The organism is Streptomyces prunicolor (assembly GCF_045162825.1).
GTDB classification, from domain to species: Bacteria; Actinomycetota; Actinomycetes; order Streptomycetales; family Streptomycetaceae; genus Streptomyces; species Streptomyces prunicolor.
Genome location: NZ_CP108676.1, coordinates 9,468,855 through 9,495,307, shown reverse-complemented (window position 1 = coordinate 9,495,307; position 26,453 = coordinate 9,468,855). Strand labels below are relative to the sequence as shown.

28 protein-coding genes and 1 riboswitch are annotated in these 26,453 nt (G+C 70.6%); of the genes, 7 read left to right on the top strand and 21 right to left on the bottom strand.

Annotation, left to right across the window (positions count from 1 at the left end):
* Positions 1 to 18 precede the first annotated feature (18 nt).
* A complete protein-coding gene (locus tag OG588_RS43065) occupies positions 19 to 948 on the top strand; it encodes a transketolase family protein (protein ID WP_405951991.1) in 930 nt (309 codons plus the stop codon).
* 63 nt (positions 949 to 1,011) lie between these two features.
* On the opposite strand, the gene OG588_RS43060 is transcribed toward OG588_RS43065, so the two are convergent.
* Together OG588_RS43060 and OG588_RS43055 are read right to left on the bottom strand one after the other, a co-directional pair.
* Positions 1,012 to 2,319, bottom strand: coding sequence for an MFS transporter (locus OG588_RS43060; protein ID WP_405953357.1), 1,308 nt, complete (start codon positions 2,317 to 2,319; stop codon positions 1,012 to 1,014).
* A 227-nt stretch (positions 2,320 to 2,546) separates the two neighbouring features.
* On the bottom strand, positions 2,547 to 2,912 hold the full coding sequence (locus tag OG588_RS43055; RefSeq protein ID WP_405951990.1) for an MmcQ/YjbR family DNA-binding protein: 366 nt from the start codon (positions 2,910 to 2,912) through the stop codon (positions 2,547 to 2,549).
* 73 nt (positions 2,913 to 2,985) lie between these two features.
* Between OG588_RS43055 and OG588_RS43050 the strand changes: the two genes are divergently transcribed.
* Positions 2,986 to 3,363, top strand: a complete 378-nt coding sequence (locus OG588_RS43050; protein WP_405951989.1) for a hypothetical protein — start codon at positions 2,986 to 2,988, stop codon at positions 3,361 to 3,363.
* Positions 3,364 to 3,377: 14 nt separating this feature from the next.
* Here the strand turns inward: OG588_RS43050 and OG588_RS43045 are convergent, their stop codons facing one another.
* The 8 genes from OG588_RS43045 to OG588_RS43010 form a co-directional block, all read right to left on the bottom strand.
* Positions 3,378 to 3,944 (bottom strand): GNAT family N-acetyltransferase, encoded by a 567-nt coding sequence (locus OG588_RS43045; RefSeq protein WP_405951988.1) that lies wholly within the window; start codon positions 3,942 to 3,944, stop codon positions 3,378 to 3,380.
* A gap of 11 nt (positions 3,945 to 3,955) precedes the next feature.
* The gene (locus tag OG588_RS43040) at positions 3,956 to 4,540 is read right to left on the bottom strand and encodes a helix-turn-helix domain-containing protein (RefSeq protein ID WP_405951987.1); all 585 of its coding nucleotides are present in this window, start codon (positions 4,538 to 4,540) and stop codon (positions 3,956 to 3,958) included.
* Between the two features lie 35 nt (positions 4,541 to 4,575).
* A complete protein-coding gene (locus tag OG588_RS43035) occupies positions 4,576 to 5,478 on the bottom strand; it encodes a LysR family transcriptional regulator (RefSeq protein WP_393029141.1) in 903 nt (300 codons plus the stop codon).
* 112 nt (positions 5,479 to 5,590) lie between these two features.
* The gene (locus tag OG588_RS43030; RefSeq protein WP_405951986.1) at positions 5,591 to 6,784 is read right to left on the bottom strand and encodes a glycine C-acetyltransferase; all 1,194 of its coding nucleotides are present in this window, start codon (positions 6,782 to 6,784) and stop codon (positions 5,591 to 5,593) included.
* Positions 6,785 to 6,860: 76 nt separating this feature from the next.
* On the bottom strand, positions 6,861 to 7,889 hold the full coding sequence (gene tdh, locus OG588_RS43025) for an L-threonine 3-dehydrogenase (protein WP_405951985.1): 1,029 nt from the start codon (positions 7,887 to 7,889) through the stop codon (positions 6,861 to 6,863).
* 180 nt (positions 7,890 to 8,069) lie between these two features.
* The gene (locus OG588_RS43020) at positions 8,070 to 8,444 is read right to left on the bottom strand and encodes a YybH family protein (RefSeq protein ID WP_405951984.1); all 375 of its coding nucleotides are present in this window, start codon (positions 8,442 to 8,444) and stop codon (positions 8,070 to 8,072) included.
* 28 nt (positions 8,445 to 8,472) lie between these two features.
* Positions 8,473 to 9,186 (bottom strand): SDR family NAD(P)-dependent oxidoreductase, encoded by a 714-nt coding sequence (locus OG588_RS43015; RefSeq protein WP_405951983.1) that lies wholly within the window; start codon positions 9,184 to 9,186, stop codon positions 8,473 to 8,475.
* A gap of 172 nt (positions 9,187 to 9,358) precedes the next feature.
* Positions 9,359 to 10,285, bottom strand: a complete 927-nt coding sequence (locus OG588_RS43010; RefSeq protein WP_405951982.1) for a LysR family transcriptional regulator — start codon at positions 10,283 to 10,285, stop codon at positions 9,359 to 9,361.
* 138 nt (positions 10,286 to 10,423) lie between these two features.
* Between OG588_RS43010 and OG588_RS43005 the strand changes: the two genes are divergently transcribed.
* Both OG588_RS43005 and OG588_RS43000 read left to right on the top strand, forming a co-directional pair.
* On the top strand, positions 10,424 to 10,717 hold the full coding sequence (locus OG588_RS43005; RefSeq protein ID WP_405951981.1) for a muconolactone Delta-isomerase family protein: 294 nt from the start codon (positions 10,424 to 10,426) through the stop codon (positions 10,715 to 10,717).
* Between the two features lie 30 nt (positions 10,718 to 10,747).
* Positions 10,748 to 11,971 (top strand): YbfB/YjiJ family MFS transporter, encoded by a 1,224-nt coding sequence (locus OG588_RS43000; protein WP_405951980.1) that lies wholly within the window; start codon positions 10,748 to 10,750, stop codon positions 11,969 to 11,971.
* Here OG588_RS43000 and OG588_RS42995 read toward each other — a convergent pair whose 3' ends face one another.
* The 7 genes from OG588_RS42995 to OG588_RS42965 all read right to left on the bottom strand — a co-directional run bounded on the left by OG588_RS42995 (position 11,972) and on the right by OG588_RS42965 (position 17,918).
* On the bottom strand, positions 11,972 to 12,598 hold the full coding sequence (locus OG588_RS42995; RefSeq protein ID WP_405951979.1) for a TetR/AcrR family transcriptional regulator: 627 nt from the start codon (positions 12,596 to 12,598) through the stop codon (positions 11,972 to 11,974). It lies immediately after the preceding gene.
* Positions 12,599 to 12,652: 54 nt separating this feature from the next.
* Complete coding sequence (locus OG588_RS42990; protein WP_393029168.1) at positions 12,653 to 13,228, bottom strand: GAF domain-containing protein; 576 nt, start codon at positions 13,226 to 13,228, stop codon at positions 12,653 to 12,655.
* Between the two features lie 60 nt (positions 13,229 to 13,288).
* Positions 13,289 to 13,906: an ATP/GTP-binding protein gene (locus OG588_RS42985; protein WP_019062159.1), complete on the bottom strand. Its 618-nt coding sequence runs from the start codon at positions 13,904 to 13,906 to the stop codon at positions 13,289 to 13,291.
* Complete coding sequence (locus OG588_RS42980) at positions 13,884 to 14,255, bottom strand: DUF742 domain-containing protein (RefSeq protein WP_405953356.1); 372 nt, start codon at positions 14,253 to 14,255, stop codon at positions 13,884 to 13,886. Before OG588_RS42980 ends, OG588_RS42985 begins: the two co-directional genes overlap by 23 nt.
* A gap of 2 nt (positions 14,256 to 14,257) precedes the next feature.
* On the bottom strand, positions 14,258 to 14,704 hold the full coding sequence (locus OG588_RS42975) for a roadblock/LC7 domain-containing protein (RefSeq protein WP_019062161.1): 447 nt from the start codon (positions 14,702 to 14,704) through the stop codon (positions 14,258 to 14,260).
* A gap of 77 nt (positions 14,705 to 14,781) precedes the next feature.
* Positions 14,782 to 17,088 carry an ATP-binding protein gene (locus OG588_RS42970; protein WP_405951978.1) on the bottom strand — a complete coding sequence of 769 codons (2,307 nt, stop codon included), beginning with the start codon at positions 17,086 to 17,088 and terminating at the stop codon, positions 14,782 to 14,784.
* Positions 17,089 to 17,537: 449 nt separating this feature from the next.
* A complete protein-coding gene (locus OG588_RS42965; RefSeq protein ID WP_019062163.1) occupies positions 17,538 to 17,918 on the bottom strand; it encodes a helix-turn-helix domain-containing protein in 381 nt (126 codons plus the stop codon).
* Positions 17,919 to 18,017: 99 nt separating this feature from the next.
* Between OG588_RS42965 and OG588_RS42960 the strand changes: the two genes are divergently transcribed.
* Positions 18,018 to 18,425: a RidA family protein gene (locus tag OG588_RS42960; RefSeq protein ID WP_405951977.1), complete on the top strand. Its 408-nt coding sequence runs from the start codon at positions 18,018 to 18,020 to the stop codon at positions 18,423 to 18,425.
* A 47-nt stretch (positions 18,426 to 18,472) separates the two neighbouring features.
* Here OG588_RS42960 and OG588_RS42955 read toward each other — a convergent pair whose 3' ends face one another.
* Positions 18,473 to 19,675, bottom strand: coding sequence for an MBL fold metallo-hydrolase (locus tag OG588_RS42955; RefSeq protein WP_405951976.1), 1,203 nt, complete (start codon positions 19,673 to 19,675; stop codon positions 18,473 to 18,475).
* 249 nt (positions 19,676 to 19,924) lie between these two features.
* On the opposite strand from OG588_RS42955, the gene OG588_RS42950 reads away from it, so the two are divergent.
* Together OG588_RS42950 and OG588_RS42945 are read left to right on the top strand one after the other, a co-directional pair.
* The gene (locus OG588_RS42950; RefSeq protein WP_405951975.1) at positions 19,925 to 21,103 is read left to right on the top strand and encodes a Glu/Leu/Phe/Val dehydrogenase dimerization domain-containing protein; all 1,179 of its coding nucleotides are present in this window, start codon (positions 19,925 to 19,927) and stop codon (positions 21,101 to 21,103) included.
* 44 nt (positions 21,104 to 21,147) lie between these two features.
* Positions 21,148 to 21,762 carry a TetR/AcrR family transcriptional regulator gene (locus OG588_RS42945; protein ID WP_405951974.1) on the top strand — a complete coding sequence of 205 codons (615 nt, stop codon included), beginning with the start codon at positions 21,148 to 21,150 and terminating at the stop codon, positions 21,760 to 21,762.
* Positions 21,763 to 21,882: 120 nt separating this feature from the next.
* Here OG588_RS42945 and OG588_RS42940 read toward each other — a convergent pair whose 3' ends face one another.
* The 3 genes from OG588_RS42940 to OG588_RS42930 all read right to left on the bottom strand — a co-directional run bounded on the left by OG588_RS42940 (position 21,883) and on the right by OG588_RS42930 (position 26,347).
* On the bottom strand, positions 21,883 to 22,668 hold the full coding sequence (locus OG588_RS42940) for an SGNH/GDSL hydrolase family protein (RefSeq protein ID WP_405953355.1): 786 nt from the start codon (positions 22,666 to 22,668) through the stop codon (positions 21,883 to 21,885).
* Between the two features lie 195 nt (positions 22,669 to 22,863).
* Positions 22,864 to 23,805, bottom strand: a complete 942-nt coding sequence (locus OG588_RS42935) for a peptidoglycan DD-metalloendopeptidase family protein (RefSeq protein ID WP_405951973.1) — start codon at positions 23,803 to 23,805, stop codon at positions 22,864 to 22,866.
* A gap of 4 nt (positions 23,806 to 23,809) precedes the next feature.
* Positions 23,810 to 23,972, bottom strand: a riboswitch (cyclic di-AMP (ydaO/yuaA leader).
* Positions 23,973 to 24,274: 302 nt separating this feature from the next.
* Positions 24,275 to 26,347 carry an alpha-galactosidase gene (locus tag OG588_RS42930; protein WP_405953354.1) on the bottom strand — a complete coding sequence of 691 codons (2,073 nt, stop codon included), beginning with the start codon at positions 26,345 to 26,347 and terminating at the stop codon, positions 24,275 to 24,277.
* Positions 26,348 to 26,453 lie beyond the last annotated feature (106 nt).

Below are 26,453 nucleotides of genomic sequence, written 5' to 3'. Positions count from 1 at the left end.
CATCGAGAAAGGCACCCCATGGACACCATGCGTGACCGTTTCGCCCCGGTCGTCTCCCGGCTGCTCGACGAGGACCCGCGGGTCGCGGTCGTGCTCGCCGAGATCGGCAGGGACGGCTTCGCGGACGCCCAACTCCGGCATCCCGACCGGGTGATCAACGTCGGCATCCGCGAGCAGCTCCTCGTCGGGGCGGGCGCGGGCCTCGCCCTGACCGGGATGCGTCCGGTCGTGCACACCTTCGCGAGTTTCCTCGTCGAGCGACCCTTCGAGCAGGTGAAACTGGACCTCGGGCACCAGGACGTCGGCGCGGTACTGGTGAGCGCCGCGGCCTCCTTCGACTGGCCTGCCGGCGGGTTCACCCACATGGCTCCGGGCGACGTGGCCCTCCTCGACACACTCGACGGCTGGACCGTGCACGTGCCGGGCCACCCGGACGAGGCCGAGACGCTGCTGCGGCACGCGGTCGCCGCGGGCGACGACAAGGTGTATGTACGGCTGTCCGTCCAGTCGAACGCGGAGGCCCTCCCGGTCGACGGCGCGCGCTTCCGCATCGTCCGCGAAGGCCGCTCCGGCGTGGTCGTCGCCGTCGGACCGATGCTCGACGCCGTCCTCGCCGCGACGGACGGCCTCGACGTCACCGTCCTGTACGCCACGACCGTACGGCCCTTCGACGCGGACGCGTTGCGCGCCGCCACGCGGGCCGCCGGGACGGACGTCGTCCTCGTCGAACCGTATCTGGCGGGCACCTCGACCACGGCCGCGAACGACGCGCTCGCCGACCTGCCCCACCGTGTGCTCGGCCTGGGCGTCGGCCGCGCCGAACTCCGGCGCTACGGCACCGTCGCCGACCACCTCACCGCGCACGGCCTCGACACGCGGACCCTGCGCGAGCGGATCGGCGGCTTTGTGGGAGGAGGCGGCGGCGGGCGGGTGGCGGTACGGGGCTGAGGCCTCGCCGTACGACAACGCCCTCGCCGTCACCGAAGGCCGCACCGACACCGGCCCTCGCCGTCAACTGTCCTGCGGGCACGCCCGTTCACGTATCGCCACGTCGCTCGGGGCGACCGGAGCACTCGGGCCCACCGGTACCGCGTCCGCCCGTATCAGCCCGCGTATGGCAGGCACCAGGAGCAGAATCGTCGGCACCACGAAGCTCATCGCCCCCGCGACGAGCAGCACATGGTCGGCACCGATGCCCGCGGCCGCCGGGCCCGCCAGGGCCTGGCCGACGGGCATCATCGCGAGGGAGCCCGCCACGTCGTACGCGTGGATGCGGTTGAGGACGTCCGGTGGGACCTGGGTCTGGACGCTCGTCGCCCACATCACGCCCCAGAAGGACATTCCCACCCCGGCGACGGCGGCTCCGGCCGCCATGGCCGGTACGCCGAGTCCCGCGCCGACGGTCGCCGGGAAACCGGCGAAGGCGAAGAGGGCGATCGACCCGGCGCGCAGCATACGGCGGGGGCGCAGCCGGAGGGCGAGGAGTCCGCCCACGACGGTGCCCGCGCCGAGGGCCGAGTTGATCAGGCCGTAGACGCGCGGGCCGTGCTGTTGCACCACCTCCGTCGCGACGAGCGGAACGGTCGGGCCCGATACGGCGATCATGTAGAGGCACCAGACGGCGATGACTCCCCACAGCCACGTGCGTGATCTGAACTCCCGCCATCCCTCGACCAGATCGGCCTTGAAGGCGCCCGACCCGTGCCCCGGCTCGCGGCTGCCCGGCGCGAGCGGGGGCAGCCGGAGCAGCAGAAGGCACAGGGCGCTGACCGCGTAGGTGGCGGCGTGGGCCGCGAACACGCCGCCGGGCGAGGTGAATCCGACGAGCAGGCCCGCGACGGCCGGACCCGCGAGTTGGGCGGCGGACTCGGCGATGCGTATCGCGCCGTTCGCGCCCTGGATGTCGGAGGCGAGTCGCGGCACCGTACTCGCCACGCCGGGCTGGAACACCGCGCCCGCCACGCCGTTGACGAAGCCGATCGCGCAGATCTGCCAGAGCACGACATGGCCGGTGAAGAAGAGCGCGGCGGCGAGGGACTGGGTGCCGAGGCGCACCAGGTCGGCGCCGATCATCAGCTTGCGGGTGCTGAACCGGTCGGCGATCACCCCGCCGAAGACGACAAGTCCCGCGAAGGCGGCGGCCGTGGAGGCCATGGCGAGGCCGACCGCGCCCGCGCCGTACCCGTGTTCCAGCAGGCCGGCGGCGAGAGCGACCGGCAGCATGGTGTCGCCGAGCCGGGCGACGGCGCGTGCCACGAAGAACAGCGCGAAGTCCCTTGACCAGACGGGCCGTTCGTCGCCCGCACCGGCACTCTTCACCGCCCCGGCGACAGCCGCTCCCGCGGCAACTCCGGCTCCGGCTCCCGCGACGGCTCCGGCAACGATGTCATCGCCGTCGCCCCCACCGGTCGCCCCGCCCGACGTCGACTCACGCCCTGTCCCCTTGCGCACCGGATCCGATGCCCTCCCCGTCATCCCCCTCCGCCCCGGCTCCCACTACCGCTTCCGGATGATGCCACGCACCACTGACAACGCCCGAGGGAATTTCAGTCGCCGGACCCGGACGGGAGGCCCAACTCCGGGTGGGCGTCCAGGAGTCGGGGTGGGGCCGCCTGACGCCAGGAGTCGGCGAGGATGTCGCGGAGTTCTTCCTCGCTGTCCAGTGCGGCGAGACGGGCCCTGACCCAGGCGAAGCCCGCCTCGTGGTCGGCGATCCAGAACTTCTCCGGTTCGGCGAGAACCAGTTCGTCGCGCTCCTCCTTGGGGCAGCGCACGGCGATGGAGGTCTCCTCCTCGGGCACCGTGACGAACATCTTCCCGGCGACCCGAAAAGTGGGCATGTTCCAGGCGATCTTCTCCGTCGTGTCCGGGAGGGAGAGGGCGATACGGCGTACGTCTTCGGCATCCGGCATGAGACGCAACATAGCGGCCACCACTGACAACCACCTGGTGGGAGCCCCTGCACAGAGCATGGATGATGGGTGCATGTCGTCCGTACCCGTCGAACCCCGTCCCCTGAACAGCTCCGAGCGAGCCGTGCTGGAGTGCGTCCTCTCGGCCGACTTCGCCGACGCCCCCGCGCTGCGGAGCCAGCTGGAGCGGACGGAGGTGGTGGCCGTCTGGGCACCGGGATCCGTGAGCGTCGACCTGCGGGTTCGCGAACCCGTACGGCGCGCGGCGATGGCGTCCGAGCTCGTACCCGTCGACGCTCACGTCCTCGATCGGTCGGGCGAGTACGTCGGCGAGTTGTTGGTGTGGACCGACGAAGGCGCCACCTTGGCGGCCCTGGAGTACGCCTGGGTCACCGACGACATGCCGACCGTCCTGCCGACGGTCGATGAGGTACGGATCTCCACGCGCTGACCGGCCACCTGGTCTCACCGGTCTCGGACAGTCGCCCCCGCACCCGCGTCCGCCGGCGTTCCCGCCCCCACGCGCTTGTAGTAGAGCGTCGTCGGACGCAGCTCCCCGTCCGGGCTCGCCGCGTAGTCCGGGATCACACCGGCCCGGGTCCAGCCGGTGGAGCGGTAGAGGTGCTCGGCGGGGCTGTCGGTCTCGGTGTCCAGGTGGAGGAGGGTGATGCCGGCGGCGACGGCCGCGTCCTCGGCGAGGGTCAGCAGCCGGCGCCCGAGGCCCTCTCCCCTGGCGTCCCGGTGGACCATCAGCTTGACCAGTTCGGCGCGGTGGCGACTGTTGGGCTTGTCCGGGAAGGCCAGGCTCACCGTGCCGACCACCCGCTCGCCCATCGACGCCACCCATACCGCGAGCTGCCCGGTGGCGACACCGTCGGCACGCTCCCGCCACCAGTCGACGGCCGCCGCCCGGCCGAGCGGCGCGAGGAAGCCGATCGAGGCGCCGTCGTCCACGGTGTCGGTCAACAGGTCCGCCAACTCATCGACGGCGGCGAGCAGTTGCGCGACCTCCAGACGCGCCAGACGCGTCACACCCGTCACCTTCACGGCAGCACCACCGCCAGCACATAGCGCACGTCCTCGGGACCCGGGCACCGGAACCGCGTCGGCCCCCACACCCGCAACCGCAGACAGTCACCGGCGTCGAGATCGTGCTCGACGTCCTGGGCCGTCACCTGGAGGGCACCCTCCAGGACCCAGATGTGCTGCTCCAGGCCGGGCACGGGCGGGCGGTCGTAGGCAAGGTCGGCGCCCGCCCGGAGCCGTCCCTCGACGAGTTCGCCGCGCAGCCCGGTGTGCGGGGGCGACACGGATCGCCGTACGAAACCGGAGGCACGGTCCTCCCACACCGGTTGCTCGGCGGCGCGGATCAGCAGCGCCGGTGCGGCCTCTACCTCGCTGAGGAGTTGGGACATGGTGCGGCCGTAGACACCGCAGAGGCGGTTGAGGAGGGAGGCCGTGGGGCTGATCTCGGCGCGTTCGGCGCGGGACAGGGTCGAACGGCTCACCCCGCTGCGCTCCGCCAACTCCCCCAGGGACCAGCCGTGTTGGGTGCGCAGCTCGGCGAGTCGGGCGCCGAGTCGGATGTCCACCGGGTCGAGGGCCGTAGCCGCTTCCTCGGATCTCATATCCGGGACGGTATCCCGGATATGAGACGGCGAGGTTACGTCCGGGCCACTTCTTCCAGCGCGTCCAGTACCGGGCGGATCAACGGGTGCTCCTCCGTGCCGCGTCGTACGGCGGCGAAGACCCGGCGGGTCGGCGCCACCCCGTCGACGGGCCGGACGACGACTCCCGTCAGGTCCATGCCGCGCAGCGCCGAGCGGGGGACGAGGGCCACGCCCGCGTCGGCCGAGGCGAGGGCGACGACGGCGCGGAAGTCGTCGGAGGAGTGTTCTAGGCGGGGCTGGAATCCGGCGTTCTCGCAGGCCAGGACGACGACCTCGTGGCAGGGGTTGCCGGGGTACGGGCCGATCCACGGGTCCTTGGCCAGTTCGGCGAGGGGGACCTCGGCGGCGCCGGCGAGGCGGTGGGTGAGCGGGACGACCGCGTCGAACGGCTCGGCGTAGAGCGGCACATGGATCAGGCGCGGGTCGTCGGCGGGCGGTGCCCCGCGGTACTCGACGGCGACCGCGACGTCCACCTGCCGGTCCAGCACCATCGGCAGGCTGGCGTCGCCCTCGGCGTCCTGGACGCGGAGGCGGATGCCGGGTGCGAGGAGGGACAGACGGGACAGCGCGGGGGCTACGACCTGTGCGATACCCGTCGCGAAGGCGGCGACGGTGACCGTGCCGGCCGCGCCCGAGCTGTACGCGGCGAGTTCCGCCTCGGCCCGCTCCAGCTGGGCCAGGACCACGTTGGTGTGGCTGAGCAGGATCTCGCCGGCCGGGGTCAGCCGTACGCCCTTTGCACCGCGCTCGACCAGGCGGTGGCCGGTCTCCTGCTCCAGGGCGGCGAGCTGCTGGGAGACCGCCGAGGGGGTCAGATACAGCGCGGCGGCTGCCGCCGTCACGGTGCGGTGGTCGGCCACCGCACGGAGGATGTGGAGCCGCCGCGCTTCGATCATGGGACCGATTATCGCAATATGTCCAAGCTGTTCGGTCCCCTCAGGTCTCCAGCCGCTCCCGGGCTTCCCGTTTCCCTCAGGTTTCCCGCCGCTCCCGGGCCTCCCGATCCGCTCAGGCGTCCAGCTCAGCGCGGGCCGCCACAAACGCGTCCACCGCCCGGTTCACGTCCTCCGTCGAGTGCGCGGCGGACAGCTGGACCCGGATGCGGGCCTTCCCCTGCGGGACGACCGGGTACGAGAAGCCGATCACGTACACACCCCGTTCCAGCAGCAGCTCCGCCATCCGGCCGGCGACCGTCGCGTCGCCGATCATCACGGGTGCGATGGCGTGGTCGCCGGGGAGGATGTCGAAGCCCTCCTCGTTCATCCGGCGACGGAACAGGGCGGTGTTCTCGGCGAGTTGGACCCGCAGGTCGTCCGCGGACTCCAGCAGGTCGAGCACCTTGAGCGAGGCCGCCGCGATCACGGGGGCCAGGGTGTTCGAGAAGAGGTACGGCCGTGAACGCTGGCGCAGCAGCGCGACGATCTCGGCGCGGGCGGCGACGTAACCGCCGGAGGCGCCGCCGAGGGCCTTGCCGAGGGTGCCGGTGATGATGTCGACGCGGTCCATGACGCCGTGCAGTTCGGGGGTGCCCCGGCCGCCGGGGCCGACGAAGCCGACGGCGTGCGAGTCGTCGACCATGACCATCGCGTCGTAGCGGTCGGCGAGGTCGCAGATCTCGCGCAGCGGGGCGACGTAACCGTCCATGGAGAAGACGCCATCGGTGACGATCAGCTTGCGCCGGGCGCCGGCCGCCTCCTTCAACTGCCGTTCCAGATCGGCCATGTCGCGGTTGGCGTAGCGGAAACGGCCGGCCTTGGAGAGCCGGATGCCGTCGATGATCGAGGCGTGGTTGAGGGCGTCGGAGATGACCGCGTCCTCCGGGCCCAACAGGGTTTCGAAGACACCGCCGTTGGCGTCGAAGCAGGAGGAGTAGAGGATCGTGTCCTCCTGGCCGAGGAACGTGGAGAGGCGGGCCTCAAGTTCCTTGTGGACCTCCTGGGTTCCGCAGATGAAGCGCACGGAGGCCATGCCGTAGCCCCAGCGGTCGAGGGCCTCGTGGGCGGCGGCGACGACCTCGGGGTGGTCGGCGAGGCCCAGGTAGTTGTTGGCGCAGAAGTTGAGCACCTCGCCGGGGCGGCCGCCCGCGGTGACGTTGACGGTCGCGGACTGCGGGGAGCCGATCACGCGCTCGGGCTTGTGGAGTCCGGCGGCGCGGATCTCGTCGAGGGTGGTGCGGAGGTCGTCGCGCACGGAGTCGAACATGGGGGAAGCTCCTAAAGTTCCTTCGCCGAGGGGGAGTTACTCGGTCCGACAGGGAGTTGCTCGGTCCCAAAGGGAGTTACGCGGTCCAGTCGAGGATGACCTTGCCGCCGCGGCCGCTCGCCGCGTCCGCGAAGGCCGCCTCGAAGTCGCTGTGTCCGTAGCGGCCGGTGATCACGGGCGCGAGGTCCAGACCGCCTTCCAGCAGCACCGACATGGCGTACCACGTCTCGAACATCTCACGGCCGTAGATGCCCTTGATGGTGAGCATCGAGGTGACGATGCGGGACCAGTCGACCGGGAACTCCTCGGAGGGCAGGCCGAGCATCGCGATACGGCCGCCGTGCGTCATGTTGGCGATCATGTCGCGCATCGCCTCCGGTCGGCCCGACATCTCCAGGCCGACGTCGAAGCCCTCACGGAGCCCCAACTCCCGCTGGCCGTCGGCGATCTGAGCATCCGTCACGTTCAGTGCGAGGCTGACGCCGATCTTGCGGGCGAGGGCGAGTCGCTCCTCGCTCACATCCGTCACTACGACGTTCCGCGCGCCGGCGTGCCGGGCAACTGCCGCCGCCATCAAACCGATGGGGCCCGCACCGGTGATCAACACGTCCTCGCCGACGAGCGGGAACGACAGCGCGGTGTGCACGGCGTTGCCGAACGGGTCGAAGATCGCGGCCACATCGAGGTCGACGGGGACGCGGTGCACCCACACGTTGGCGGCGGGCAGCGCGACGTACTCCGCGAAGGCTCCGTCCCGTCCGACGCCGAGCCCGACCGTGGCGCGGCACAGGTGGCGTCGCCCGGCCAGGCAGTTGCGGCACTTGCCGCACACCAAGTGACCCTCGCCGCTGACCAGTTCACCGACAGCCATGTCGGCGACGTCCCGGCCCGTCCCGACGACCTCGCCCACGAACTCGTGGCCGAGCACCAACGGCGTACGGATCGTCTGCCGCGCCCACCCGTCCCAGTTCCGGATGTGCAGGTCGGTGCCGCAGATCCCGGTCCGCAGGACCCTGATCAGTACGTCGCCGGGTCCGACGGCGGGCTCCGGGACGTCCGCGAGCCACAGCCCGGGCTCCGCCTTCTCCTTGACCAGCGCCTTCAACGCTACGGCTCCTGAGGGTGAGGTCCCGGGGCCGGGCACGATCCGGGCATGCCGGACGAGCCCGTTCCAGGGGTGGGGGTGGATTCTGCTAGCAATCTGCCCCACCTGAGCGCCCCGGTCCATCGAGGTTTTCTTAAGCCGTGCCGCAGCTTTCCTTCACACCTGGCACCGTCACGCCTGTCACCCGTCGAGCCGCGACACCTGGTAGTGGGCGATGTACCAGCCGTCCGCCAGCCGCTTCACCAACACGGCGAGCTTGACGTCGACCGGCGGCCGGTCGGTGAACGTGAACTCCGTGTCCAGATAGCCGAGTACGAGGTCGTCGGCGTATCGCCGGGTTTCGAGGATCTCGAACTCGGCGGTCATGCCCAGAGGTTGGGAGTCGTAGTACTCGGCGACGCCCCGCCGTCCGACGCTGTAGGGGTGCAGCCCCTGGAAGATCGCGTCCTCGGTGAAGAGCCGGGCCACCCCCTCCGGTTCGTGGGCGTCCACAGCAGCTTTCCAGGGGTCCAGGACACCGCGCAGGATGACTTCGTCGTCGTTCGTGCTGTTCATCTCCGTCGACCTTTCTCCGTGGCCGGTCTCAGTGACCGGCGCTCATACCGCCGTCGACATGCAGGATCTCGCCGGTGACGAAGGGAGCGTTCTCCAAGAACACCACGGCGTCGACGATGTCGCTCACCTCGCCCATCCTCCCGACCGGATGCAGGGCGGCGAGGCCCATGTGGGTCTCCTCCGGGTGCATCGGGGTCTTGATGGTGCCGGGCGACACAGCGTTGGCGCGGATGCCGCGGGTGGCGTACTCGATGGCGAGGGACTTGGTGGCCGACTGCAGGCCGCCCTTGGTCAGCGAGGCCAGCGCGGAGGGGACACGGGCGTCCGCGTTGTCGACCAGGCTGGTGGTGACGTTGACGATGTGGCCGCCGCCCTGGGTGAGCATGTGCCCGATGGCGAGCTGGGTGATCCGGAAGAACCCGGTCATGTTGATGCCGAGCACGGCCGCGTAGTCGTCGGCCGTGTAGTCGGTGAAGGGCTTCGCAACGAAGACGCCCGCGTTGTTGACCAGCGTGTCGATACGGCCGAAGCGCTCGATCGCGGCGGCCACGACCCGCTCGGCGGTGGCCGGGTCGGCGATGTCGCCCTGGACGGTCACGACGTCCGCGTCATCGGCGGGGGCGATGGTGCGCGAGGTGGCGACGACGCCGTAACCGAGCTTGCGGTAGGCCTCGACGACGCCGGCTCCGATGCCCTGCGAGGCACCGGTCACGATCGCGACCTTCTGGTTCTGAGTGCTCATGACGACCTTCTCCGAAGTGGTTGCCGAGGTGCTCCCGGTCGGTCGTTTCTACTAGCCGACCGGTCGCCTTTTGGAGAAAGTAGGTGATCCAGGGAGGTGAAAGCAAAGGTCAGAGAGGGTTTACCCAGGACCGGATTCCTCGCTGCTGGGAGGCCTGGCCTCCCAGTACACGTCAGCGGTGCGGATCCCCCTCGGGCAGCCAGGCGTCGGGGGCGCGCAGTCCGAGGTCGCCGGCGTCGACGCCTTCGCAGAGCGCGTCCACGGCGGCGAGGACCGCGGTACGCGTCTCGCCCTCGCGCCACACCAGCGACCAGGTCCAGTGGACGGTGGGTCCGACGATCTCGCGGCGCACCAGGTCGGGAGGCAGTGAAGTGGTCTGCCCCTTGGGCGAGTTGACGATCGGGCGGCGGCTGCGGCGGACGTGGTCGAAGAACGCGGGGCCGGTGATCCCGCCGTCGGCGATGGGCACCGCGCGGGCCCCGGCGTCGTGGGCGAGCCGCTCGGCGTACACGTTCCAGGACGACCAGGAATTGGTGTCGTCGTCGAGGAGGACGGATGTGTCCCGGGCCCACACATCACCGGCGTCGGTGCCTGTGCTCACCGCATATAGGCGATCCGCACCCAGCAGCCGGGCCCGGAGGCCGTGCCTTTTCAGGTCCTCGTCCCGTACCCAGCACACCGCGAGATCCAGGCTGCCGTCCGCGACCCGGGCGGCCTGCGTGTGCGAGGGCGCGACCCACGCGTCGACATGCACCTGGGCCACTCCGGCGGTGCGCGAAGTCAGCTCGGTGGGAAGCCAGTTGACGTAACCGAGCCGCACCGCCTCCGAGCCCGCGAGCCGCCCGGCCCGGCGCCGGAGGTCGTCGGCCCGCTCCAGCAGCGCCCGGGTGTGCGGGAGCAGGGCGGCGCCGGCCGGGGTGAGGGAGACCGAGCGGCGGTCGCGGTCGAAGAGCCGTACGCCCAGATCGCGTTCGAGGGCCTTGATCTGCTGGGAGAGGGAGGGGCCGGCGATCAGGAGGCGGTCGGCGGCCCGGCCGAAGTTCAGTTCCTCGGCGACGGCGACGAAATACCTGAGTTGGCGCAGCTCCACGCCCGTCATGCTACGCGGGCTGGGAGGCCGACCCTCTCAACAGGGAGCAAGCCTGTCGTGGCGCCCGCGCCGGTCCGGGGCCACGATGGGGGCATGGAAGTCCGGCGCCCTGCCGCCGGGCCGGACGGGCCCGAACGGAGCGAGATCATGCGAGAGTTCCTGGTCGAGATCACCACGACCGTCCCCGAAGGCACACCTCAGGAGGAGGTCGACGAGCGGCGCGCCGCCGAGGCCGTCCGGGCCCGCGAACTGGCCTCGACCGGCCATCTGGCGCGGCTGTGGCGCCCCGTCGGCGAGTTGCGCAGCGTGGGCGTCTGGCGCGCCGACGACGAGGAGCAACTCCAGGAGAAGGTGCTCGGCACCCTGCCCCTGCACGCGTGGATGACCTTCGCCGTCACTCCGCTGGAACCGCACCCGAACGACCCCGGATATACGGAGTAACTCCCCCCACCTGCAAGGGATTTCACCTTCATGAGCTCTTGCGCCCCGGTCCCCGCGCCCCGGGCGGACGGCACCCTCCTGTCGCCCTGGCCCCATGTCGCCCGGGTCGCCGCGGCGCTCGCGGCCGGCATGGGGGTCGGCCGCTTCGTCTACACCCCGATCCTCCCGCTGATGCACGCGCAGGCGGGCCTGAGCACCGACGCCGGCGCGCACCTGGCCACCGCCAACTACGTCGGCTACTTCCTCGGCGCCCTCGCGGGCACCCTGCTGCCCGCCCTGGTCCGCTCACGCGCGGTCTTCCGCGTCGCCCTCGTCCTGCTGATCGGCACGCTCGCCGCGATGCCCGCCACCCGCACCACCGAGGTGTGGATCGCGCTGCGCCTGCTGGCCGGCGTCGCGAGCGCGCTGATCTTCGTGGTCTCGGTCAGCTCGGCCCTCGGCCACCTGCGGAACCACCCGCCGCATCTCCCCGGCTGGGCCTTCGGCGGGGTCGGCGCCGGTATCGCGCTCTCCGGCCTGCTGGTCCTCGCGCTGCGCTCCGTCGCGGACTGGCAGGTCGCGTGGTGGTCCTCGGCCGCGCTCGCCACGGCGCTCGCGACCGTCGCGTGGAATCTACGACCCGAAGTGCCGGTCATGCCCTCAACTGACGCCCCCGAAAGGGCGGTTGCCCCCTGGTTCGGCGCCTTGTTCGTCAGCTACACCCTGGAGGGCGTCGGCTACATCGTCGCCGGGACCTTCCTGGTCGCCGCGATCGGAGAGAGCTCGCCCGGCTGGATCGGGAGCGGCGCGTGGGTGCTCGTCGGGCTGGCCGCCGTACCGTCCGCCGCGCTGTGGGCGCGGCTCGGGCGCCGTTGGTCGTGGCCCGGGCTGCTGTGCGTGGCGCTGGTGATCCAGGCGGTCGGCATCGCGCTGCCCGCGCTGGTCGGCGGGGTGGCGGCGGCCCTGGTCGGCGCGGTGCTGTTCGGCGCGACCTTCATCGGCGTCAGCACGCTCGCCCTCGCGGCCGGCGCGGAGTTGCAATTCCCGCGCTCGGTGGCCCTGTTGACCGCCGGCTACTCCGTCGGCCAGATCCTCGGCCCCCTGGCCGTGGCCCCACTGCTGCACCACGGCTACCGCCCGGCCCTGCTCCTGGCCGCCGCGGTGGTCCTCACCGCGGCCACGGCAGCCGCCGTCCTGCGGGCCGGCTTCCCCCGTCGAACGGTGGCGCTACGACACTCCGTGCCGGCCCAGGAGGTACGGGCCGCCGAACGCTGATCAGGCCGTGCGGGCCCCGAGCAGCGCGAGGCAGTTGCCCCAAAGGGGGCTCAGGCGCCCGGTGTTGTTGTAGAGCTTCGCGAACATCACCTGGCCCTCCAACTGCGCGACGACGGAACGCGCCGCCTCCTGGGAGTCGTTGACGGTGACGTCCCCGCGCTCGCGCGCCTCGCCGATGACCGCGGCGACCATCTCGACCTGGGCGTCGAAGATCTCCTGGAGCCGCGCGCGAACGGCCTCGGTCTGATTGCTCATCTCCAGGCTGAGGTTGCCGAACAGACAGCCCAGTACGGTGCCGCAGCCCTGCTGCACGGCATGCTGTCCGGCCTCGGTCTCCTCGAACAACTTCCGCAGCCGGTCCAGCGGTTGGGCTCGACCGGCGCCACCGCGGTCTTTGCCGACACCGCTGAGGATGCGCGTCCACTCCCGCCGCTGGTCCGCCCAGTGTTCGTCGACGACGGCCAGCGCGAGGGCCTCCTTCGACGCGTAGAAGTAGTAGAAGCTGCCCTTCGGCACTCCGGCCGCCTTGCAGATCTCGGCCACCCCCAGCGCCGAGTAGCCGCGTGCCTCGAAGAGCGACCGCCCGGCGGCGAGGATCTTCTCTCCGGCATCACTGGTCCTACCCATACGACAACTATACGACCGGTCGGCTAGCGACTGTCCGTTCGCCCACCCATCCGCCTATCCGCCGCCGAGCAGCTCCAGGCGGGACACCAGCTCCGCCGCCGTCGACTTGATCGTCTCAAGACCCTGCTTCCCCCAGGGCCGCGGTTCCGTGTCGACGACACACACGGTGCCCAGCACCATCCCCGTGGAGTCGATGAGCGGCGCCCCCAGATAGGAACGGATCCCGAACTCGTCGACGACCGGATTGCCCGCGAACCGCGGATAGTCGCAGACGTCCTCCAACACCAGCGCCTTACGTCTGACCACCACATGGGGGCAGAACCCATAATCACGCGCCAACTGCCGGCCCACCTCGGGCTTGGCGTGCTCCCCTCCCGTGACGGGTCTGGGCAGTCCCACCCCGCCCGGAGTGTGCAGACCGGCGAAGAACTGCCGGTTCTCGTCGATGAAGTTGACCATGGCGTACGGCGCACCGGTCAGGTCGGCGAGATGGTCGGCGAAGGCGTCGAGCGCCGGGTCCGGGTGTGACCCGAGGCCCAACCCGCGCAGTCGGCGCCGCCGTTGAGGGGCCTCCTTGTCCTCGGGCGTGAGCAGCAGACGACCGGCCGGACGCGGCGGGTCGTAGCTCATGGGCGTACTCCGTCCCTGTGGACGTATGACATAGAGGAACTCCGTGGCGGTGTGCGGGGATCACATGTGGGCACCATGGCTCGGCACGTGTGCCGGGGCGTGGGCGATGAGATGGCGGACGAGGGTCAGCAGGGTCTGGACTCCGGAACTGGAGATCCGCGCGTCGCAGCGGACGACCGGGATCCCGGGGTCGAGGTCTATGGCGGCACGCACCTCCTCGGGGTCGTAGCGGTAGGAGCCGTCGAACTCGTTGATCGCGACGATGAAGCCGAGGCCGCGCTGTTCGAAGAAGTCGACGGCCGCGAAGCACTCCTCCAGTCGTCGGGTGTCGGCGAGGATGACCGCGCCGAGCGCGCCCTCGGACAGTTCGTCCCACATGAACCAGAACCGCTCCTGTCCGGGCGTACCGAACAGATAGAGCACGTGTTCCGGGTCGAGGGTGATCCGGCCGAAGTCCATCGCCACGGTCGTCTCGACCTTGTTCTCGATGCCTTCGAGATCGTCGGTCGCGGCACTGACCGTGGTGAGCAGCTCCTCCGTGCTGAGCGGCGCGATCTCGCTCACCGCGCCGACGAAGGTCGTCTTGCCGACACCGAAACCGCCCGCCACCAGGATCTTCAGTGCGGTGGGGAAGGGATCGTGGCCGCTCTCGTAGTCAGAGCTGTCGTCGTAGTCCATCGAGCACTGCCTCCAGAAGAGACCGGTCAGTGGGGTTGTGGTGGAACTCGGGTGGCTTGGTGGTCAGCGCCCCGCAGTCGACGAGGTCCGACAGCAGCACCTTGGTGACCACCGCCGGCAACTTCAGGTGCGCGGCGACCTCGGCGACGGACACGGGCGCGCGGCACAGGTCGAGCGCCTGCGCGTGCTCCGGGCCGAGGTAGCCGAGGGGGGCAGCGCCGGTGGCCATCACCTGCGACAGGAGGTCGAGCGCGACGGAGGGCCGGGTACGGCCGTTGCTGACCGTGAAGGGGCGCACAAGACGTCCGGCCGCGTCGTCCAACCAAGGCCCGTCGCCGGCCGTCGCCACGCTCAAGGCCTCATCGCAGGTGATTCGACGGCGTGCTGCCGGGGCGCGGTCACGAGGTAGGGGCGGACGCTCTTGACCAACATCGCCATCTCGTAGCCGAGCACGGCCGCGTCGGCCTCCCGGCCCGCGAGCACGGCGAGACAGGTGCCGGAGCCGGCCGTGGTGACGAAGAGCAGCGTCGAGTCGAGCTCGACGACCACCTGTCGGACGTCTCCACCGTCACCGAAGCGGACGCCCGCACTCCGGCCGAGGGAGTACAGCCCGGAGGCCAGGGCGGCCATGTGGTCGGCGCTGTCGGGGTCGAGCCCGTGAACCGACTTCACAAGCCCGTCGCAGGAGAGCAGGACCGCGCTGGTGGTGTGCGGCACGCGCTGCACGAGGCCGCTCATCAGCCAGTCGAGATCGGATACATGGCCGGTCGGCTGGCCGGTCGGCGCATCGCTCGCCATGGTGGATCGACTCCTTGGGGTACGAAGGTCTGCGGGAGCGCTGGTGGGGGTGGCTGTGGGGGTGGGGGCGTGCGTGGTCATCCGGCTGATGCGCTCCCGTCGTGCCGGGCGGTGAGGTCGTGGTCGTGACCGCGCACATGCGCGTGCGCTTCGGTTATGGGGGCCGCGTCCATGTGGGGGGCGAGGGTGAAACGGTCCGGGCCAATGTGGGTGCCGGGGGTGGTGGAGGTGCGTGGGCCCGCATCCGTGCCTGGGCCTACGTCCGCCCCCGCATCCGGTGTCGCGGGCTGAGTGGTGTAGCGGTGGAGCGCGGTGTCCATGTAGCCGGAGCCCATGTGGGTTGGCGACATGTGCGGTTGCTCTACGGCGAGAGGTTCCGGGGTGGAGGGTTCCGGGGCGGATGTTTCCGCGTGGAGCGCGTTCATGTAGAGACCGCCCGTGTGGACCTCACCGGTGTAGACCTCACCTGTGGGCACGAACTCCGGGCGCACCGACTCCGGATGCTCCAACTCCCTGTGCGAAGCATCCAGATGCGAAGCCTCCATATGCGGCGGCTCCACGATCTGGGGTGCCTCCTTGTGCGGTGACGCCGCCTCGGTCCCCTCCACCAGCTCCGCCGCTTCCATGTGCTGCCGTGCCTCCGCGAGGCCGATCCCCCGTTGGAACGCGGCCATCAGGCCCGGGTCGTGGCCTGCGGGATCCTCGGAGTCCTGGCGTGGTGCCGGTCCGTCGCGGAGTTGGGGTGCGATGTGTTCCTGGGCGCGGCGCCGGGGCAGTTGGGGCGGTTTGCCCATGGTGCCGCGTACCGCTCCGCCGCGCGGGACGGGCGCTGCGGTCACGTTCTCCGCCACGGTCCCCCGGTCGTCGGGACGGATGCCGGGCACCGCTTCGGAGGGGTTGGCCCGTTCCGCGTGGGCGCCTCGCACGGGCAACGGCGGTCCGCTGCCGTTCGGCCCCGGTGCGGAGTCCCGTCGTTGATGCCGCCCCGGTGCCCCCGACCCACGCTGGTGCCGCCCCGCCGTGCCGGGCGACGCCAATTGCCCCTGACCGAGGGCCGGTTGACCCCCCTCACTCCCACCCTGCGCCGCCCCGATCCGCGGAGCCTGCTGCGGCGGCGCGAGCGGCTGCCCCCCGCCCAAGGTGTCCTGCGGCTGCCCTACGGCCCCGGGGGCGCCCGGCGCCGTACCCAACAAGGCCTGTGGCACTACGAGTACGGCCTGCACCCCGCCGTAGATGTTGGTCTGCAGGCGGACGTGGATGCCGTGGCGGCGAGCGAGTTGGGAGACCACGAACAGACCGATGCGGCCGTCGGCCAGCAGGCTGGCGACGTTGACCTGGTCGGGATCGGTCAACAGGGCGTTCATGCGGCTCTGTTCGCCGACCGGCATGCCGAGTCCGCGGTCCTCGACCTCGACGGCGAGGCCCGAGGTCACGAGGTTGACGCGGAGCAGTACTTGGGTGTGCGGGGCGGAGAACACCGTGGCGTTCTCGACGAGTTCGGCCAGCAGGTGGATCACGTCGGCGACGGCGTGGCCGCGCAGGGTGCCGTCGATCGGCGGCACGAGCTTGACGCGGGAGTACTGCTCGACCTCGGCGATGGCGGAGCGCAGTACCTCGGTCATGGAGACCGGGTTGCTCCACTGTCTGCGGGAGACGGCACCTCCGAGGACGGCGAGGTTCTCGGCGTGGCGGCGGATGCGGGTGGCGAGGTGGTCGACGTGGAAGAGGCCCTTGAGCAGGTCGGGGTCCTCGATCTCGTTCTCCAACTCGTCGAGGATCGAGATCTCCCGGTGCACCAGGGACTGCAGGCGCCGGGCGAGGTTGACGAAGACCTCGACCTTCTGTTCGCTGCCCGCCTGGCTGGAGAGTTGAGAGGCGGCCACGACGGCGGTGACGGCGCCGTCGTGCGCGTGTGCCAGGTCGGCGGCGAGCAGGTCGAAGTCGTCGGCGTTCCCGGGGGGTTTGCTGCGCGGCTTGCGTTGGGGCGGGCCCTCGCCGCGGCGCAGCGCCTCGACCAGGTCGCGCAGATCGGCCTCGCCGCGCGCGCTGCTGCGACGCAGGGCGTCGATGCGGTCGCTGACGGAACCGGCGGCGCGGCCCGCGGCCACGGCGGCGATCAGGATGCCCGCGAACGTCACCGACGTGGCTCCGGCGAGGACACCCCAGAGGGTGAGGCTGGTCCGCGCTCCGGTGGAGCGGACGGTGAACAGGACTGCCGCGCTGGCGCTCAGCGCGACCGCGACGGGCGGCAGCACGGCGAGGCGCAGGAGTTGGGGGCGTATGTGCGTATCGGGCAGTGCGGGCACGGGGCGGGCGGCCGGTCGCCCGTGCCGGCCGCCCTCACGGCGGTCTGCGCGTGCGGCCGGTGCACGGAGTTGAGACATCGGCGTCCTCGTACTGGTGCGTCGGGCCGGTTGGTTCGCGCAGGGTGCGCGATTCGGGCATACGCCATCGCGGTGCCGGTCGAGAGAACCGAAAAATCCGGCCCCGCGTCGCCCGACGGACACTCACAGTAGTCGCCAACGCATCAGGTGCGGTGGGCAGTTGACAAAGTCCCCCGGTGAGCGTCCCGCTCTGGTATGAGGCCTCGTACGACAGACCGATAACCTCCTCGACCGCAGACCGAAGAAGGACAAAGAATCGATCACCCCTGATCGGAACCGGTCGCGAACGGGCGTCGGAGGCCGAGGAGTTCGATGCCGCCCCGCCCGCCGATACGCACTCGCCCCACACTCAAGGGCGAACCGCAGAGGCGTTTCCTGGGGTCCCGGCCGCCCTCGATCACACCCCGGAGCATCACAGAGCGTGTTCGCGGCGGGAACGTACGAGTGCGTCAGGCGTCGAAGCGGCGGCGGGCCGCCTCGATGTGACCGAGGTAGTGATGGGTCCAGCCGCACATGGCGTCGACCGTCGCTCGGAGTCCCTGGCCCGACTCGGTGAGGGTGTATTCGACGCGCGGCGGCACGGTGGGGTGCACGTCGCGCTCGACCAGACCGTTGCGCTCCAGCATGCGCAGGTTCTGGGTGAGCATCTTGTGGCTGATGCCCTCGATGGCGTTCCGCAGTTCGCTGAAGCGCAGGGTGCCTTCGCCGAGGGCCTCGATGATCAGGAACGCCCATTTGTTGGCGACGTCGGAGAAGATCTCCCGCGCCAGCGAGTCCGCGCGCCGCAGGTCCGCATCCTCGGGCGAGTCACTGAACTGCTTGGTCACCATAAGGTTCCTCAGTCACTGAAAAGTGCGTTCTTCCAGGTCAGCGGCAACTCTCCTACGGTTTCCGAGTAACCACAAGTGACCGAGAACGAGGTGGGCAGCATGGCCGTCACTCTGATGAACCCCAGCGGATTGCCGCAGATCCCGGTGTACCGGCAGGTGTCGATCGCGACGGGGTCGAAGCTGGTCTTCGTCGCCGGGCAGGTCGCCTGGGACGCCGAGGGGGTCACGGTCGGTGCAGGCGACCTCGCCGCCCAGGTCGAGCGGAGCTACCTCAACGTCGGCACCGCGCTGGCCGCGGTCGGCGCGTCCTTCGCCGACGTGGTGAAACTGACCGTCTACGTCGTCGACTGGACCCCCGACAAGATGCCCCTGTTCCTGGAGGGGGTCGCCCGGGCCGCCGCGAAGCTGGGCACCACGCCGATGGCGCCGGGCACACTGATCGGCGTGGCGACCCTGGACGTACCCGACCATCTCGTCGAGGTCGAGGCCACTGCGGTCCTCGACTGAGCGGAGCCGACCGGGCAGGCCCGCTTCACCCTCCGGGACCCGCTCGGTCAGCGCTCGTTCGCGAGGTCCAGCTCCGCGGGAGCGGGCGTCGGCCCCGGTTCCGTCGCCACCGGCTTCGGGGTCCGCCAGTGGTGGGCGAACGTACCCCCGAAGGGCCGCCACCATGGGGCCGTCGTCAGGTCGCCGCCCGGTTCGAACGGCTCGCCCGGCCTCGGTGCGGCCACGGTCTGACCCACCGCTTCTCCCTCGTCCGCGGTCCACTCGCCGGGCTCGGCCCACGGGTGCAGCGCCAGATTGAAGGTGCCCCAGTGGATGGGCAGCAGCACCCCGTGCGGCTGCCCGCCCTGGAGGTCGAGGTGGGCGCGCATGCCCTCCTCGGGTGTCATGTGGATGTCGGGCCAGAACTCGCTGTACGCACCGATCTGGATCATCGTGGCGTCGAACGGGCCGTGCGCGGCACCGATGTCCTTGAAGCCCTCGAAGTAGCCGGTGTCGCCGCTGTGGTAGATCCGGTGCTCGTCACCGGCGACCACCCAGGAGGCCCAGAGGGTGTGCTGGGTGTTGCGCAGGCCACGGCCGCAGAAGTGGCGGGCCGGGGTGGCGGTCAGGGTGAGGCCGCCGACCTTGGTCTCCTCGTGCCAGTCCAGCTCGCGCAGCCGGTCGGCGGACACGCCCCAGTGCTCCAGGTGGGCGCCGACGCCCAGCGGCACGGCGAACAGGGTGTCCGTGTCGGCCAGCGCCTTGATCGTGGGCATGTCCAGGTGGTCGTAGTGGTCGTGCGAGATGACCACGACGTCGACCGGGCCGAGCGCGGCCAGCGGCAGGGGCACCGGGTGCAGCCGCTTGGGTCCGGCGAACGGGAACGGGGAGCATCGCTCGCCCCAGACCGGGTCGAAGAGGACCCGGTGGCCGTCGATCTCCGCCAGCACGCTGGAGTGCCCCATCCAGGTCAGCCGCAGCCCGGTGGCGGCGGGCCTGGCCAGGTCGGCGAGGGTGGTGGCATGCACGGGCAGCACGCCGTCGGGGGCGCGGAGGGCGCGCTGCTCCTTGTCGAGGTAGGACTTGCCCATCCCGCGCATCGCGCCACCGGACGGGCGGAGGTTCGTATTGCCCCCGGGGTTCTGGAAGACCCCGTCCTTGAAGTGGGGTGATCTGCGGATGCGCGCCAGGCGCTCGCCGCTCGGGTCCGCGCCGAAGGCCGCGGGCCGCAGCTCGCGGAGCCCGGAGCTCAGGGTACGGATTCCGGTCACGATTCCTCCAGGTGGAGTCGGTCAGGCTTTCCATTATGGTCGACCCCTCTGACAACGCCGGTGGATCGGCATCCCGGAGCCCGCATTCCAAGGAAAGACCAAAGTTCCGCCCCTGAGGTTGACACCACGGGGTGGAGGTCCACACCACGGGGCGGGACTCGATCTTCCGTTGACAGGACGCGACACCGCTTCCGATACTGACTCGCCGTTCAGTACCCGGCCTTCCGGCCGACGCCGCGAGGAGTCCCCATGACCGCCCCCTTGATGTCGCTCACCTGGACCGACCACGTCACCGGCCGCCGGGGCTTCCTCGTCGTCGACCGGCTGGTGCGCGGGGTGTCCAGCGGCGGACTGCGGATGCGGCCGGGCTGCACGCTCGACGAGGTGGCGGGGCTGGCCCGGGGCATGACCATGAAAGAGGCCCTGCACTACGACCCGGAGGGCCGCTACCTCCCCCTCGGCGGCGCCAAGGGCGGCATCGACTGCGATCCCCGCGACCCGGTGTCGTACGGCCTCCTCGTGCGCTACCTGCGCGCCATGCGGCCGTACATCGAGAGCTTCTGGACGACGGGTGAGGACCTCGGGCTCAGCCAGGACCTGGTCGACAGGGCCGCCGTGGAAGCCGGGCTCGTGTCGACGATCCAGGCCGTGTATCCGTTGCTCAACGACGAGACGGAGGCGCGGCGGCGGCTCGCGGACGCCTTCGCGGTCGAGGTGGACGGCATCGGTCTCGACGAGCTGGTCGGCGGCTGCGGGGTCGCCGAGTCGGTGCTCGCGGCGCTGGACCGGGCGGGCGTGCCGTACGCGGGGACGCGGGTCGCCGTGCAGGGGCTGGGAACCATGGGCGGGGCCACGGCACGGTTCCTCACGCGCGCGGGGTTGACGATCGTCGCCGTCGCCGACGTCAAGGGCACGATCGCGAACCCGGCCGGCCTCGACGTGGACGCGCTGCTCGCGGCCCGGGACGGGTACGGCACCGTGAACCGTTCCGCGCTGCGTGCCGGCGATCGCGAACTCCCCGGCGAGGACTGGCTGTCCGTAGCGGCGGAGGTGCTGGTTCCGGCGGCGGTGTCGTACGCGATCGACACCACGAACCAGCAGGGGATCACCGCCCGCTGGATCGTCGAGGCGGCCAACATGCCCGTACTACCTGAGGCTGAGGAGCTGCTCTCCGCGCGTGGGGTCACCGTGCTGCCGGACGTGGTCGTGAACTCCGGGACGAACGCCTGGTGGTGGTGGACCCTGTTCGGCGACATCGGCGCGGACGCGGACGAGGCGTTCGCCCACACCCGGCGTTCGATGCGTGCCCTGATCGACCGGATGCTGGCCCGCGCGGACGCAGACGGCACCACACCGCGCGCCGCCGCGCACGCCATCGTCGCGGAGCGGCTCCCGGTCATCGCGGAACGGTTCGGCTGGTACCGGTGACCTACGGGACAACGCCCCTATGGGCAACGGCTTAGGGTGACCGCGTGGCGAGAGTGCGGTTGGGCGTGGCGGAGCGGCGGGCGGAGTTGCTGCGGGCCGCCGTCGAACAGATCGAGGCGCGAGGGGTCGCGGCGGTCAGGATCGCCGACGTGGCCTCGGCGCTCGGGGTGAGCAACGCGCTGGTGCTCTATCACTTCTCGACCAAGGAGAAACTGGTCGCCGCCGCGTTCACGTTCGCCGCCGAGGACGACCTCGCCCATCTGCGCAAGCTGCTCGGCCGCCGTACGACCGCGCTGCGCCGACTGCGGGCCGCGCTGCGCTGGTACGCGCCGACCGGGCAGGCCAAGGGCTGGCGGCTGTGGATCGAGGGCTGGGCGGCGGCACTGCGCGAACCCGCCCTCCTGGACGTCACCCGCGATCTCGACCGCCAGTGGAAGCAGGCCCTCTCCGAGGTCATCGCCGAGGGAGTGACCGTGGGCGAGTTCCACTGCCCGGACCCGGCCACCACCGCCCTGCGCCTGACAGCCCTCCTCGACGGGCTCGCCGTACAGATGACCGCCTACGGGGGCACGGTGTCGCGGACGCGGGCCCTGGAGTGGGTCGACGAGGCGCTGGCACGGGAACTGGGCCTGGAGCGGGCGGCGTTGGCCGCTCCCTGAGCCGTCCCTTCAAAAGCCGCCTCTTCGAGGAGACGCCTTCCGAAAAATGCCGCCTCTCCGAGGGGGCAGCTCCGCACCTGTCACCCCGTTACCGCGTCGCCCTATCGGCGCGTCGCCCCGTCAGGCCACCCGCTCGATCCGCATCTTGATGTCGTCCGGAGACAGCGCGCCCTTCGCCTCCACGTGGTCCCCCGAGGACTCGCCCCGCAGTCGGCGCCCGATCCACGGCACCAGGTACTCGCGCGCCCAGTGCACATCGTCGCGCCGGACGTCGAGCGTGCCGCGCGGCGGCAGCGGGGGCCAGGGCTGGTCCGGGTCGGCCGGGACCTCGACGCCGAGGACCTGGCCGGCGCGGAGTGCCACGCGCGTGTGCCCCTCGGGAGAGAGGTGGAGCCGGTCGCCGTCCCAGGCCCGCCGGTCCTGGACCGTCTTGAGGGACCACAGGTCGAGCACCGGACAGCCGTAGCGGTCGGCGATGGCCCGCACATGTCCGTTGTAGGTGGCGATCTTGCCGCGCAGATGCTTGAGCACGGGCACGCCGCGGGTGTCGAAGCCGGTCGTCACCATGACGGTGCCGACGGCGGCGGTGAGGTCGGCGACCGCGCGTTCGAAGCGCTCGGCGACCTCGTCGGGGTCGGTGCCCGGACGGATGATGTCGTTGCCGCCCGCGGCCAGGGTGACCAGGTCGGGCCCGATCTCCTTGGCCCGGGTGAGCTGGTCGGCCACGATCTGGTCGAGCAGCTTCCCGCGCACCGCGAGATTGGCGTACTCGAAGTCGCCCTCGGGCCGCCGGTCCGCGAGCAGTACCGCGAACCGGTCGGCCCAGCCGACCATCGCCCCGTCGGGCCCAGGATCGCCGACGCCCTCGGTGAAGCTGTCCCCCACCGCCACGTACGACCCGATCACTGATCTGTTGTCACTCTTCGAATCGTTAGCCACGGCAACCATAATTCACCCTGAGCTGTGACCTACGCGATCGTATTTAGGGGTTGACGGGCGGTGATATAAGCCACTTGTAAAGGGTTGTCCAAAGTCGGAATAACCCTCTGATCAGGGGCGTTGACCCCGGAACTGCCCGGCGCCAGGCTCCGGGCTCCGGTGTCAGCCGACGGTGACGCCGTGCGAGCGCAGGTAGGCGACCGGGTCCACGTCCGAGCCGTAGTACGGCGTGGTCCGGATCTCGAAGTGCAGGTGCGGGCCGGTCACGTTGCCGGTCGCGCCGGAGAGGCCGATCTGCTGGCCCTCGGTCACCGTCTGGCCGGCCGAGACCGACAGCTGCGACATGTGGGCGTACTGCGAGTACTCGCCGTCCGCGTGCCGGATGACGACCTCGTTGCCGTAGGCGCCGTCGTAGGCCGCCGAGACGACCGTGCCCGCGGCGACCGCCTTGACGGTGGTACCGGTCGGGACGACGAAGTCGACGCCGGTGTGATAGCCGCTGGACCACATGCTGCCCGCGACGTGATAGCCGGTGCCGATGGTGCCGCCGGTCACAGGGAGCGTGTAACCGGTGGAGGTACTGGTGCTGTTGTCGCTCTGCGCGGCCGAGCTGCTCTTCGACGAAGAAGAAGAAGAAGAAGAAGCAGAGGACGACGAGGACGAAGAAGACGAAGTACCGGACGACTTGGACGAAGTGCCGGTGTCCGTCCCGCCCGTCGAGGCCTTCTTGCCGAGGGAGAGCTTCAGGCCCGGGTGGATCAGCGACGGGTCCCCACCGATGACCTCGCGGTTGTCCTGGTAGATCTTCTTCCAACCGCCGGTGACATCCTGCTCCTCGGCGATCTTCGCGAGCCAGTCGCCCGCCTTCACCGAATACGTCTTGACGCCCGCGGTTTTCGCGGTCGCCGCCTTCTCCGTCGCCGCCTTCTCAACCGCCGGAACGGACTGAACTGCCTTTTCCGGAGCGGAAGTCGAAGGGGCGGCATGAGCGCCTGCAGCCCCCACGAGCGGAAGGGCGAGCGCGGCACCGCCGGTTCCGGCTACGGCTATCGAGCGGGTGAGGCGCTGGGCCTTCGGGCGGCGGTGCTTACCCTTCGCGGGCATGACGAATTCCTCTCCGGCGCCTGCGAGGTGAGCTGTCGGGTGCGAGCTGGAGATGCCCGGCCGCGCGCTGGTCGCGACTTAACCCCAAGCCCGTTCCGGAGACCGGAACAGGCGTCTTACCTGTGGGTCCCCCGCTCCTGCCGCGTACGGGTGGGTGAGTACGGAGTCCGGTCGGCGGCAGGATTGGGCGTCCGTCCGGATTGGTGGCGAACGTAAGCGAGGAAGACGCAAAGGGACAAGCAGGAGGTTCCACGGATTTGCGTTTCTTGTGATTGCCTGTGGGAATTCACAGTCACCCTCCGTGAATTCCCCGGGCCTCGACTCCTCAATTCCCCTGCAAAAGCACGTCAATTACGTGAACATGACCAACGACCCACGGTCACGAATATGACGCTGCTCACGTACACGCCCCTCAGGTCCCCTTATTCCAGAGCGAGTTGGAACGAAGGCTGCAATTAGGACAGAGCGCTCAGATGCGACGCAGCCGGAGAACCGTCGCATCAAGGTCACCGCGCAGCCCGGTGCGCAACCCGTGGTGCAACAGCACGGCCCCCCGGTGTACTTCACCCGTTTCGAGGCATTCGTACGAAGCTGTCGGGTCGAGCCCGCGCAGCCGCAGCGCCGGCAGCGGCTCACCGTAGTGCTGCGCCTGGAGCAGGGCGAGGACGACGGTCTCGTCGCCGCGCACGTACTGCACGGCACTGAGTCCGCCGCTCGGCGGGCGCAGCCGGTGGAGGTCGCCGTGCTGCACGAGAGGCCTGATCTCCTTGTAGAGGTCCACCCAACGGCGGGCCTCGGCGAGCTCCTCCTCGGTCCACTCCGAGAGGTCGCCGCCCACCCCGAGCACCCCGGCCATGGCGCTCACGAACCGGAAACGCAGGCTGCTGACCCGGTCGTTGAGCTGAGTGTTCGGGCTGTCGGTGACCCAGGCGGCCATCACGCGCGCGGGGTGGATCTGGCTGAAGCCGTGCTGGATGGCGAGCCGGTCGAGCGGGTCGGTGTTGTCCGAGGTCCACACCTGGTCCGTACGGCTCATGATGCCGAGGTCGATCCGGCCGCCACCACCGGAGCAGGACTCGAAGGCGACGCCCGGGTGGGCCGCCCGCAACCGGTCGAACAGGGCGTACAGGGCGCGCACATGGTCGACCCAGAGGCGCTGCGGATAGGCGTCACCGGGCCAGCCGGCATCCGTGAAGCAGCGGTTGAAGTCCCACTTCACGTAGTCGATGGGGGCGCTCGTGAGGAGCGTGTCGAGCCGCTCCCAGAGGTATTCCTGGACATCCTCGCGAGCCAGGTTCAGCACGAGCTGATTGCGGAACTCCGTCCGCTTTCGTCCGGGTTGGAACTGCACCCAGTCGGGATGCGCGCGGTACAGATCGCTGTCCGGATTGACCATTTCGGGCTCGACCCAGATACCGAACTGCATGCCGAGCGCGTGCACGTAGTCGGCGAGCGGCTTGAGGCCGCCGGGGAAGCGGTCCGGGTTCGGGGTCCAGTCGCCCAGTCCGGCGCGGTCGCTGGTGCGCTTCCCGAACCAGCCGTCGTCGACCACGAACAGCTCGACCCCGGCCGCCGCCGCGCGCCGCGCGAGCACGCCCTGCTGCTCCTCGGAGATGTCGAACTGCGTGGCCTCCCAGGAGTTGTAGAGCACCGGCCGGTCCTGGTCCGCGTCCGGGATGACATACGTCCGCTGGTAGTCGTGCCAGGTGCGGCTGGCGCCGCCGAAGCCGGCGTCGCTCCACAGTCCGGCGAAGACGGGGGTCGTGAAGGACTCCCCCGGCGCCAGGAGGAGCAGCCCGGAGTCGTCGTACCCGGCGCCGCCGCCGATCTGCACGCGCGCGTCCGGGAGTTGGGCCACGGCGATCCGCCAGGACCCCGACCAGCCGAGGGCGCAGCCGTAGACCTCGCCGCGCTCCTCGGTGGCGTCGAGGTCGAGCGCGACCCAGGGCAGATGCTGGTGCCCGGTGTGTCCGCGCCGGCTGCCGATGACCTTCTCACCGTAGGTGAGGTCGGAACGCACCAGCCGCGACTCGGCGGCCCACCGCCCGTGCAACTGCGACAGCCGCCACCCCTCCCGCTCGGGCAACGTCCACACGGCGGAGTCGGCGCGCAGCAGCTCCAGCGCCTCGTCCCCCTCGTTGTCGAGGGTCGTCCAGCGCTCTACGACGTCGCCGCGCGTCCGGTAGTGCAACGTGATCGCGAGGCCGGTGTCCCGGAACCGGAGCCGCAGTTCGTCGCCCTCGGTGTCGTACCGCTCGAAGGTCCACTCCGTGCCGCGACGCTCGGGCGTGCGCACGGACAGGGCTGGGCGTGCGAAGCGGGGGCCGCCCTCGACGGGGTACTCCTCGCGTCCGTCGAGCGGGGACTCGAAGGAGGAGCCCACGGGCAGCGGGCGGGCGGCGAGTTCCTCGGCGTCGGCGAGCGCGATCACCGGGCCCCAGTGCAGGTGGAGCAGCTCGTCGTGCTCGGTGAGATGGACGGCGTAGCTGCTTGTGGGGCCCGACAGCACCCACGTACGGCCGTTCTCGGCGATCTCCAGCATCAGGTCCCTCACAGATTCGAACAAGTCCACTCAAGCAGCAACATCATCAATGGCCGAGGCCTGCGAGGCAACGCCTGTGGACAACTCAGAGCCTGTGGAATCGATG